This window comes from Aeromonas sp., assembly GCF_050633025.1.
Classification (GTDB): domain Bacteria; phylum Pseudomonadota; class Gammaproteobacteria; order Enterobacterales; family Aeromonadaceae; genus Aeromonas.
Genome location: NZ_JBODRQ010000112.1, coordinates 1 through 10,790 on the forward strand (window position 1 = coordinate 1; position 10,790 = coordinate 10,790).

Consider the following 10,790-nt stretch of genomic DNA (forward strand, 5'->3'; position numbering starts at 1 on the left):
GCACATACCGCAGCCAACAATGCTTTTTTCATATTCACACACCCTACTATTGAAACCATACTGGCTTACTAATACACATTTTCTGCGGTCCGCTGACGCGCAAAAATCCATCTGGATTACCCTGCCCCCTCATTTGTAAACCTGCAAAGGGGACGAACAACTATGCTAAAGATTGAGCCCATAGCACAGCACTACACTACGGTATGCCAAACAGTAACACCATAAACAACATTCTGATTGTCGATGATATGGCCTCCAACCGCTATATCCTGCGCAGCCTGCTCGAAGAGGCGGGCTATCAGGTGCGGGAAGCTGAAGATGGCCAGCAGGCCGTTGCTGCTGTAGCGCAAGCCACGCCCGATCTGATCCTGATGGACATCAACATGCCGGTGATGGATGGCTACGAGGCGTGCCGCCGTATCAAGCAACAACAGGGGCACTGGGGCTTACCCGTCATCTTCATCAGCGCCAACAGCGAGATCAGCGCCCTTGAGCAGGCCTTTCAGGCGGGCGGCTGCGACTATGTCTCCAAGCCGTTCCATCAGCTCGAGGTACTGGCCCGGGTGCAGAACCAGCTGCGCCTGCGCGAGCTAGGTCGCCAGCAGGCCAAGGTGCAGCTCTATCAAAGCTTGTTTCAGCTCACAGCCGGGATTGCCCATGAGATAAATACCCCGCTGGGTGTCGGCATCACTGCATCCAGCCTGATCCAGGGAGCTGGCGATCTGCTGGCCAATGCGGTGAAAAACGGGGTACTAGGCCAGCGTCTGCTCAACCAGCAGCTAACAGATATCAAGGAAGGCACCGAACTGGTGGAGTCCAGTCTGCGCCGGGTGGCGTTGCTGATCACCCGTTTCAAGGAGCTGACCCAGGATCAGACCGAGCTTGCTCCCAATACATTTTCAGTGCAGGAAAGTGTGCAAAAGCTGCTGCAAGCCTTCTCTCCCGAACTGCAAATTGCCAAGGTCAGTTACCATCTGGATGGCAACAAGGTCACCCTGACAGCTCCCGAGTCGCTGTTTCTGGATCTGATCCAGGAGCTGATCAAAAACAGCCTGGATCACGCCTTTCAGGGCGCCGGAGAGCACAGTTTCACCATCCATATCGGGCAGCATGAGGGCTCACTGCTGCTCACCTACAAGGATTCCGGCCCCGGCATGCCCGCCGACAAGTTGCCCCGGCTGTTTGAACCCTTCTTTACCACTTTGCGCGGCAACGCCAATCACTGCGGATTGAGCGCCTGCCGGATCCACAATCTGGTCGAAAACAACCTGCACGGCTCGGTCAATGTCACCAGTCCGCCGGGTGAAGGTCTCTGCTACGAGATCCAGCTCCCGCTCAAACCGACGACCTGATGCAGCAAGCTCAATGAATTGAACAATGGAAGGGGCGCCGCAGCGCCCCTTCTCTTTACTCTTCATCGACCATCAGCTTGATTTACCCGTCTTGGGCTCATCGAGAGTGTGTTTTACCTCTTCATACCAGAGGTCGTGGTGCTCCTTGGCCCAGGTCTCGTCCACCTCGCCGGTCACCATCCCCTCCAGCGCCCCTTCCAGCTGGAACAGGCCCATGTAGATATGGAAGATAAAGCCGCAGATAAGGATCAAGGCGCCTACGATATGGATAAAGCTGGCCCACTCCATCTGACGGCGCAGCTGGCCGAAGATGGGGAAATCAAGGAACAACCCGGTCGCCACCACAATGCCGCCAAACCAGATCAGCAACCAGAAGATCGCCTTCTCGCCGCCGTTGGAGAAGCCCGCCGAGGGGTGACTCCCCTTGTGGGGGCCCAGCATACCGCCCGCCTTCATGAACCACTGCACATCCACCATGTTGACGACGTTGTGGCGGAACCACTTGATGAGCACCCCCATCAGGCAGAGGAAGAAGAGCGGCCCCACGTAGTTGTGGAACACCTTGGCGAACCAGATCCAGTTCTCCCACACCCCGATACTCACCACCGGCTTGATGAAGTACTTGCCGTAGATGATGGCCAGCCCCGACCCGGATAGCGTCAGGAACATAGCAGCCGTGGTCCAGTGCAGCGCCCGATCGAGCCGGCTCCAGCGTTTGAGCTTGCGCCCGGTGCGCGGTTTGGAGAGCTTGGTCTGCCCCACCACCAGGTACATCAGGCCACACATGGCCAAGGATCCAAAGATAGCGATGGCACCGAGCGGCGACACCCACTTGGTCTTCACCTCGAACCAGAGCTGGCCCGGCACCGAGATCAGCACCCCGTGCTCCGGCGAGCGGGAGGTGGTCACCCCCTCCTGCCCATCCTTCACCGCCCGCCAGTAATCGGCGCCGGCAAAGCCGACCGCCTCTTTCTCGGCATCGGCGAAACTTGCGGTACTCACCAGCAGCAGGGCAGCAAACAGGGCCATTAGCCAGGTTTTCATGCCGCCCCTCCCTGCTTGTTCAGCTTGCTGGCGTCGTGGAACAGCTCATCGCCATTACCCCAGGCCGCATCCTTGGCACCGCGATAGGCAACCCGCTCGCGGAAGATATCGGAGATGACCTGCGCATCCCCCGCCAGCAACGCCTTGGTGGAGCAGAGCTCGGCACACATGGGCAGCTTGCCCTCGGCGATGCGGTTGGCCCCGTACTTCTGGCGCTCCGCCTCGCTGTGATCCTCTTCCGGGCCACCGGCGCAGAAGGTGCACTTGTCCATCTTGCCCCGATCGCCAAAGGCGGCGGTTTTCGGGAACTGGGGCGCCCCGAACGGGCAGGCAAACAGGCAGTAACCGCAACCGATGCAGAGATCCTTGTTGTGCAGCACTATGCCGTCGTCGGTGTGATAGAAGCAGTCGGCCGGGCAGACCGCCATGCAGGGGGCATCAGTGCAGTGCATGCAGGCGACCGAGATGGAGGTCTCACCCGGCAGGCCGTCGTTGAGGGTTACCACCCGGCGGCGCTGGATGCCCCACTCGAGGGCATCGTCGTTCTCGTTCTTGCACGCCGTCACACAGCCGTTGCACTCGATGCAGCGCTTGGTGTCACACATGAATTTCATTCTGGCCATGAGATCAGGCTCCTACTTTGCGAAAACGGCACAGGGTGACCTTGGTCTCCTGCATCTGGGTGACCGGGTCATAACCATAGGTGGTGACTATGTTGACCGACTCCCCCAGCACATAGGGATCAGACCCTTCCGGATATTTGGATCGCAGATCCTTGCCCTCGAAATGGCCACCGAAGTGGAACGGCATAAAGGCGAGCCCCGGCTTGACCCGCGGGGTCACCAGCGCCTTCACCTTGACCCGGCCCCCTTCCGGCCCCTCGACCCACACATCCTGACCATCTTGCACGCCGACGTCGTTGGCATCCGCCGGGTTCATCTCGACGAACATCTCCTGCTGCAACTCGGCGAGCCAGGGGTTGGAGCGGGTCTCGTCACCGCCTCCCTCGTACTCCACCAGACGGCCGGAGGTGAGGATGATCGGGAACTCCTTGCTGACATCCTTCTCCTGCACCGAGGCGTACTGGGTCGGCAGGCGCCACAGGCTTTTCGAATCAGGCCAGGTGGCGTAGTCTGCCAAGAGATCCCGGCGCGGAGTGTAGAGCGGCTCACGGTGCTTGGGCACCTGATCCGGGAAGGTCCACACCACGCAGCGCGCCTTGGCGTTGCCGTAGGGGACGAAGCCATGCTTGATGGCGACCCGCTGGATACCGCCGGAGAGATCGGTCTTCCAGTTCTTGCCCTCGGCCTCTTTCTTCTCGGCCTCGGTCAGTTCATCCCACCAGCCGAGCTGTTTCAGCAGGTCGGCAGTAATCTCTGGATAGCCGTCTTCCACTTCGCTCCCCTTCGGCCAGGAGTCTTCGGCCAGCAGCGAGACGCCCTGATACTCGATGCCGAAACGAGCGCGGAAACCGCCGCCCCCTTCCGAAACCGGAATGCTGGTGTCGTAGAGGATGTGGCTGCCGGGGTGTTTCATCTCCGGGGTGCCCCAGCAGGGCCAGGGCAGACCGTACACTTCGCCATTGACCGGGCCACCCTCGGCCTTGAGGTTGGTCTTGTGGAAGGTGTGCCAGTTCTGCTGGTGCGCCTTGAGCCGCTCCGGGCTCTGGCCTGTGTAGCCCACACTCCACATGCCGCGGTTGTATTCGCGGGTGATGTCTTCCAAGAGCGGCTGGTTGTTCTCCACCTTGATGTGCTTGAACAGCTGATCGGCAAAGCCGAGCTTCTTGCTCAGCAGATACATGATCTCGTGGTCGACCTTAGATTCGAACAGGGGTTCTATCACCTTGTCGCGCCACTGCATGGAGCGGTTGGTAGCGGTGACGGAGCCATAGGTCTCGAACTGGGTGGTGGCCGGCAGCAGGTAGACGCCGTCGGTGCGATCGTTCATCACCGAGGCAACGGTGGGATACGGGTCGACAATCACCATCATGTCGAGCTTTTGCATCGCCTTCTTCATCTCCGGGCCGCGAGTCTGGGAGTTGACCGCATGGCCCCAGTAGAACATGGCGCGGATGTTGGAGCCCTGCTCGATGAGATCGGCGTTCTCCAGCACCCCGTCCACCCAGCGGGAGACCGGAATGCCGTTGTTGTTCATCGGCAGCTTGCCGTTGTAGGCCTTGTTGTCAAAGCGCGCCTTGATCCACTCGTAATCGACGTCCCACACCCGGGCCCAGTGCTTCCAGGAGCCCTCTTCCAACCCGTAGTAGCCGGGCAGGGAGTCAGAGGTAACACCAAAGTCAGTGGCACCCTGCACGTTGTCGTGACCACGGAAGATGTTGGTGCCCGCCCCGCTCTTGCCCACGTTGCCGAGGGCCAGTTCGAGGATGCAGTAAGCGCGGGTATTGTTGTTGCCGGTGGTGTGCTGGGTACCGCCCATGCACCAGACCACGCAGCCGGGGCGGTTGTCGGCCAGCAGCTTGGCTGCGCCATAGACCTGCTGTTCATTGAGGCCGGTCACCCGCTCCACTTCGGCCGGAGTCCAGCGCGCCACCTCTTTTTGCACCTCGTCCATGCCGTAGACGCGGGTGCGGATGAACTCCTTGTCTTCCCAGCCGTTCTTGAAGATGTGCCAGAGCATGCCCCAGATAAAGGCGACGTCGGTGCCCGGGCGCAGGGAGAGGTACATGTCCGCCTTGGCGGCGGTGCGGGTGCGGCGCGGGTCAACCACCAGGATCTTGCAGCCGTTGCGCTCTTTCGCCAGCAGGATGTGCTGCATGGCGACCGGGTGAGCCTCCGCCGGGTTGGAGCCGATAAACATGATCGACTTGCTGTTGTGCATGTCGTTCAGGCTGTTGGTCATGGCGCCGTAGCCCCAGGTGTTGGCGACACCCGCAACCGTGGTGGAGTGGCAGATCCGCGCCTGGTGATCCACGTTGTTGGTGCCCCAAAGCGATGCCATCTTGCGAAACAGGTAGGCCTGCTCGTTGGAGTGCTTGGCCGAGCCGAGCCAGTAGACGCTGTCAGGGCCGGACTCCTTGCGAAGGCGCAGCACCTCGTTGCCCACCTCTTCGATGGCCTGATCCCAGCTGATGCGCTGCCACTTGCCGCCCACCAGCTTCATCGGGTACTTGAGGCGACGCTCACCGTGGCCGTGCTCGCGCAGGGCCGCCCCTTTGGCACAGTGACCGCCAAGGTTGAAAGGGTGATCAAAGGCCGGCTCCTGACCGGTCCAGACACCGTTCTGCACCTCGGCATAGACGCCGCAGCCCACCGAGCAGTGGGAGCAGATGGTGCGCTTCACCTCGACCGGCACCTCGGCCGCCACGGTTTTGGCCTCGGCCCGCTGCATCATGGCTGGCGCCAGCCAACCGGCGGCCACGGCGCCACCGGCCACCAGACCCGAGTTGACCATAAAGGCGCGACGGGTCAGCCCCTGACCACGAATGGCCTGATTGCCCTGCTCGCCCGCCTGGGGCTGCTCGGCACGTTTCGTCAGTTTCATAAGTTATCCTTCGCTATGTTCGGCACTGATCCGGCTCAGTCGGTGCCGCGCAGGGTGCGATAAAAGTCGTGAACATGGGGGGTATCCCGATAGCCCTTGTCAGGATCGGTGTCGTGGGTCAGCACCTCTTTGCCCACCACCCGACCGGTGGCACCGGCCAATACGCCTATGGTGGCGACCACGCCAACTCCCTTGATCAGATTGCGGCGGGACGGGTCTTTCAGCTTTTCATCGCTCATTCTTGTGACCTCTGTTGTTGTTCTGGCTGGCGCCTGCGCGCCAGCTTCGCGTCCAATGGGATATCTCGTCTGCTCGTTTTGTTGCGGGTGGACAAAAGCGTTCAGCCCGGCACCACGCAGGCGCCAAACGGCAGGCGCAATTCGTTTTCCAGCTTGAAGAAATCTTCGGCAAGGGCGCCGACCGCCCGGTAGAAGCTGCCCCCTTTCGCCTGTTGCTGATCGCGGCAGCAGGCGAGTACCCAGGGGGCAAGGTGGCGCTCATAGAAGCGGTTGCGATCCGGGTGTTGCTCGCCAATCAGTACCGCCATCACCTCACAGAGGGCGGCCAGATGATCTTCCGGCTCGCACACTCCGCTCTGGCGCTCGAAACCGAGGGACTGCAGATCTGCGCGCAGCACCGCCAGCGGCAGCTCCATCAAAGAGCCGGTGAGATACCAGGAGGCAAACGGCACTATCTCCCCGCGCCCCAGCCCGATAAAGAGATCCTGATACTCCTCGGCAAGCTCGTTTTCGTGGTGGCTGCTGGCCGCCAGCTGCACCAGCCCCAGCCCTCTGGCAAAGGGGCCCGGCATCGGCTGCAACCCTTGCAGCCAGGCGAGCTGTTCGCCACGGGGGGCGGCGCGCCAGAGGCTTGCCAGCAGGGCGTAGAGATCGGCGCTGCTCTGTTCCAGTTCGGTCATGGTCAGTTCGCCAGCCTTTTCGTTATATTGTTCACTCATCACTGGCCCTCACACCTTGAGCTGGGAGACGGGATCCGCCGCCAGCGCCGCAAACACATCCTTGACCCGACAGTCCTCGCACATCAGCAACCGCTGGGCGGCCTCGTTCTGGAAGTGGGAGTGACCGGCCAGTTTTTGCTGGATGCGGCGGATCATCGAGGCAGGCGCGAACGGCTTGGAGCAGCGAATGCAGCAGGCGGCCTCTTCGGCTTTCAGGCTCTGCACGGCGCGGCGCGTCTCGGGCACGGGTTGCAGACGGGGCGTGAGCACGATGGCCTGCTCGGGGCACGCCTTTTCGCACATGCCGCACTGGATGCAATCCTGCTCGATAAAGTTGAGACCCGGCGTGTGCCCCACCGCATGCAAGGCGCGGCTCGGGCAGACCGCCACGCAACCCATGCAGAGGGTGCAGTCAGACTCTTTCAATTCCACACTGCCGTAAGGGGCGCCGTGGGGCACCGCCAGCGGCTCGCGGTTCCCTTCGTTGGCCTGCCAGAGGGCATCGAAGGCGGCAAACAGATTTTCTCGTTTATCCCCTTTCAGCGGCTTCTCCAGCAGGGCAATGGCTGGCCAGCAGGAAACAGGTTCACCAGCATCCGGGTTAAACAGGGCGATGCGATCGGCAGCGAGACCCGCACCCGCCAGCAACACGGCGGCGCTCGCCAGCTCCCGCTCAACCAACGCACGGACGCTAGCAGGGGCATCGTCGCCCAGCGCAATGCCTACCGCACTGGCGCCATAGGCGAGGGCGGCGAACCAGCTCTCGATACCCAAACTCGCGCTCTCCTCCACCCAGACCGGCAGCCAGTTGGCGGGCAGGCGGGTGAGTTCGGCTTCCACCCATTCGCGCTCGTTTTCACCGGCGATCAGCAGCTGCGGCGCTTCGCCGCCCGCCTCCCGATAATGCTTGAGCAATCGGAACAGGTAGTCGCCGCTGGTGTTGGCGTCGGGCTGGTGATAGGCAATCGCCCCGGTCGGGCACGCAGAGGCACAGCTGCCAAAGCCCTGACAGAGATGGGGATCGATCTGGATGCGACCATTGATGGGCTTGAGGGCATCGGTCGGGCAGACATCGAGGCAGCGGCTGCAACCGGGCACGCCGCGGGCGGTAAAGGCGCAGGCCTCGGGGTCGAGGCGAAAATAGCGCGGCTTGTCGAAGATACCGGTCAGCGCACAGAGCTCGGCAAGCCGTTCGGCCAGCCCATCGTCATCAGCCAGATGCAGATAGCCCACCGGCGGACGCTCCAGCGCAAAGAGCGGGGCGCGGCCCAGATCGGCCACCAGATCAAAGCGCGGCTCGCGTGGCTGCTCACTGACAGCAGCCGCTTGTTGTGGAAAGCCTTGTTGTGGGAAGCAAAGCCCCGCCAGATTAACCTGCTCCCCCTGACCATTGAGGCCGGTGAGCTGGAACTGGCCGAGATACCCGGTCAGGCGCGGCTCGCGCAGGGTCAAGGCTGCGAGGGCGGCGGTGGCATCGAAAATGGCTTCGAGATCTGCCGCCTCGGCATCGTGGACCGCTTCGCTCACCAGCAGGGTAGGCTTCACCCCGGCGGGCAGCAGGCTGGCGGCGCGGCGAATGCGATCTTCCGGGCCGACCAGCAGCAGGCGCCCCTGACTCTGGTAAGAGACCGTGGCCGGGATCAGGTTGTCGGTCTTGACCGTATGCTGCAGGGCATAGGCGCGAGCGCGCGCGATATGCTCGGGCGCCCGATCGTTCTGATTTGGGGTCAGATTTGGCAATGGTTGTTCGGTGCTCACATACACTCCTGGCGCGCCACCTCATGGGATGGGCGCTTGTTGGTAAGCCGAGAGAGCAAGAGACGAGCCAACTCCCCCGGAAAAAAAGTGACTGACAGGGAGTCAGGATCCCACATGCACCATTCCCCCACCTTTGGTTGGGACATTTTGTCCACCAGAGGAAACCAAAATGTCTCGATCGTCGGTATGGGTTTGAGAATGGTTATCAGCCAGCCCGTGCGGCTCGGCGGAAGGTTCGCTGACAAGCGCCACCGGTTCAGCAGAACCGCTGGGCGGATTGGTCGATTCGCTCTCCAGGGCGATCACCTGATCCACCAGCCAGTTGCGCAGCCCGGCAGTCAGGGCCGCGGGCAGCAATTCGGGCTGGCTGAAATCCTGGGTGTAGTCATCGAGCCCATCCGGCTTGTGGCTGCGAAACATGGCCCGCAGCGCCTCCTTGTCGGGAAGTGTGGCCTTGCCCGGCTGGGCTGTTGTTAGCTGCGGTTCGCCACTCTCGGCCCCCTCAACGGCAAGAGGTTCACATCTCCCCTTGTCAGTGCTGACTACGGAGCTATCAAGTGCGGTATCTGATATTTCACCTTCACCACTGCCTTCGATGGGGGCGGCAACTGCCTCGGGGATAACCTCTTCCCGTAGCTGCAATGCCTGATGCTTGCGCGCCTCACTCTTGCGAGACGACCAGCGCTTGAGAAACTCACTCATGGGCGCTGTTTCCGGCCTTGTTTACGGCGCAGGTTCCGCTGTCACAGCCACGCTCGCGGCCATCGGGGCCAGTGGCCTTGACGGCGCCGCAGCTGGCTTGATCTAACGTATCTCTTGATGTCGCTACAGCCGTATCGAGGCCCAGCTGATCCTGCGCCCGCCCCTTGCCCTTCTTGCCCTTGCGACGGGCCTCCAGCAGCTCGCCGTGGCGGCCGATAAAGGCCTCCACCCAGGCTTGCAGCGCCTCTGGCAGCGGGCAGGAGAGCACCTGCCGCTCGCCATCCATATAGGCTGCGGCCACGGTCTGGCTCAGGGTCAGGCCATCGGCCACAAAGCCACTGTCCACGCGGCTTCCGGTGACAAAGAGGCGGGGCGAGCCGGAGCTCAGATTGAAGCGATAATCCCCCCGCTCATCGCGAAACAGGGTAAGAGGCAGCGCACCGGCGGCCTCGGGCTGCGCGGGGTGGAGCGCCGCAATCTCGAAACGGCGGCTCTGCCAGCGGCCAACCTGGCTGTCGATGGCCTTTAACTCCAGTTGCAGCCAGCGCTGCGGGGGCAAGGTATTGGTGGTGTCTTGCACTGTCACGGCTCCCATCAGAAGGTCTCTGCCGGGCCGCCCTCCCCCGTGATCCACCCAGTTTGGGGCGGATCAGAGCAGGAGATTCATGGCGGCCACGGCCATCAATGGGATAATACATAGCAAGAGTGGGGCCAAGGCCGGTTTGGTGGTTGATGGGGGCTTTGCTGCGAGTTGGCGCGGGCGTAGGTTGGTGCAGAGCGCAGCGAAGCCCAACATGCGGCGTAAAACCTATCTGCCTGTGTATCTTATCGAGGGAATGGCAATAATCAAACAAAGCCGAATTATCCGATTATTGCCTTGATAAGGCTGTTCGCGGTAAACGTTGGGCTTCACTTCGTTCAGCACCAACCTACGATTTAGCCCAACATACGAGATGGCTAAACCAGCAGGGCGGGATCGCACTTTGTTAACAATTTTTGAACTAGCAGATCGCCTGTGATCTAATCGCTCCCCTGGTCCAGAGGAGCTCAAGTCATGACACTCATTGAACATCTCACTCTCGTTGAAGAAACCCGTTCTGATATCAACCGCAAGCATGATTTGGTGGACGTTATGTTCCTCGTCATCAGCGCCATCATGGCCGGTGCTGAGGGCTGGCGTGATATCCAGACCTTCGGCGAGTCGAAAGTCGATTGGTTGCGCTTATACAATGACCATAAGTAGATCCCGGCATGACGGGGCGTAGTTTGATAACGAGCGCCCCTGTACATGCTCCATCTTTAGCCCGAAAAATTAGCCTGGCATACGCGGTCTTGATTCAAGCTGGCAGGGTCTAACAGATAGCTGACTGCGACATTGTCAACGCAAGGAAAATTTTCGAAGCTGAAACCATGAGTTATCACCCCTGACTGTTCAACCAAAAAAGCATTCCCACCAAACGTTGCTTTCATCT

The 10,790-nt window shown here is 61.1% G+C and carries 9 protein-coding genes and 1 pseudogene; 2 read left to right on the forward strand and 8 right to left on the reverse strand.

What is annotated here, in order from left to right:
• Positions 1-203 precede the first annotated feature (203 nt).
• Entirely contained in the window at positions 204-1,352 is a 1,149-nt protein-coding gene (locus tag ACRAUW_RS13915; RefSeq protein ID WP_431362747.1) for an ATP-binding response regulator, read from the forward strand.
• A 72-nt stretch (positions 1,353-1,424) separates the two neighbouring features.
• Here ACRAUW_RS13915 and ACRAUW_RS13920 read toward each other — a convergent pair whose 3' ends face one another.
• The 8 genes from ACRAUW_RS13920 to ACRAUW_RS13955 form a co-directional block, all read right to left on the reverse strand.
• Positions 1,425-2,396 (reverse strand): formate dehydrogenase subunit gamma, encoded by a 972-nt coding sequence (locus tag ACRAUW_RS13920; RefSeq protein ID WP_431362748.1) that lies wholly within the window; start codon positions 2,394-2,396, stop codon positions 1,425-1,427.
• The gene (gene fdh3B, locus ACRAUW_RS13925) at positions 2,393-3,019 is read right to left on the reverse strand and encodes a formate dehydrogenase FDH3 subunit beta (RefSeq protein WP_005334799.1); all 627 of its coding nucleotides are present in this window, start codon (positions 3,017-3,019) and stop codon (positions 2,393-2,395) included. Before fdh3B ends, ACRAUW_RS13920 begins: the two co-directional genes overlap by 4 nt.
• Before the next feature lie 4 nt (positions 3,020-3,023).
• Entirely contained in the window at positions 3,024-5,900 is a 2,877-nt protein-coding gene (locus ACRAUW_RS13930; protein ID WP_431362749.1) for a formate dehydrogenase subunit alpha, read from the reverse strand.
• A 35-nt stretch (positions 5,901-5,935) separates the two neighbouring features.
• Positions 5,936-6,139, reverse strand: coding sequence for a transcriptional initiation protein Tat (locus ACRAUW_RS13935; RefSeq protein ID WP_431362750.1), 204 nt, complete (start codon positions 6,137-6,139; stop codon positions 5,936-5,938).
• Between the two features lie 101 nt (positions 6,140-6,240).
• On the reverse strand, positions 6,241-6,858 hold the full coding sequence (locus ACRAUW_RS13940) for a TorD/DmsD family molecular chaperone (RefSeq protein WP_431362751.1): 618 nt from the start codon (positions 6,856-6,858) through the stop codon (positions 6,241-6,243).
• A gap of 9 nt (positions 6,859-6,867) precedes the next feature.
• Complete coding sequence (locus ACRAUW_RS13945) at positions 6,868-8,616, reverse strand: 4Fe-4S dicluster domain-containing protein (RefSeq protein ID WP_431362752.1); 1,749 nt, start codon at positions 8,614-8,616, stop codon at positions 6,868-6,870.
• A gap of 102 nt (positions 8,617-8,718) precedes the next feature.
• Positions 8,719-9,318 (reverse strand): DUF3306 domain-containing protein, encoded by a 600-nt coding sequence (locus tag ACRAUW_RS13950; RefSeq protein ID WP_431362753.1) that lies wholly within the window; start codon positions 9,316-9,318, stop codon positions 8,719-8,721.
• The gene (locus ACRAUW_RS13955) at positions 9,311-9,913 is read right to left on the reverse strand and encodes a DUF3305 domain-containing protein (protein WP_431362754.1); all 603 of its coding nucleotides are present in this window, start codon (positions 9,911-9,913) and stop codon (positions 9,311-9,313) included. The genes ACRAUW_RS13950 and ACRAUW_RS13955 overlap by 8 nt, the downstream gene beginning before the upstream one ends.
• Before the next feature lie 459 nt (positions 9,914-10,372).
• On the opposite strand from ACRAUW_RS13955, the pseudogene ACRAUW_RS13960 reads away from it, so the two are divergent.
• Positions 10,373-10,546: pseudogene (locus ACRAUW_RS13960) on the forward strand (transposase family protein); the annotation flags it as partial.
• Between the last annotated feature and the right edge of the window lie 244 nt (positions 10,547-10,790).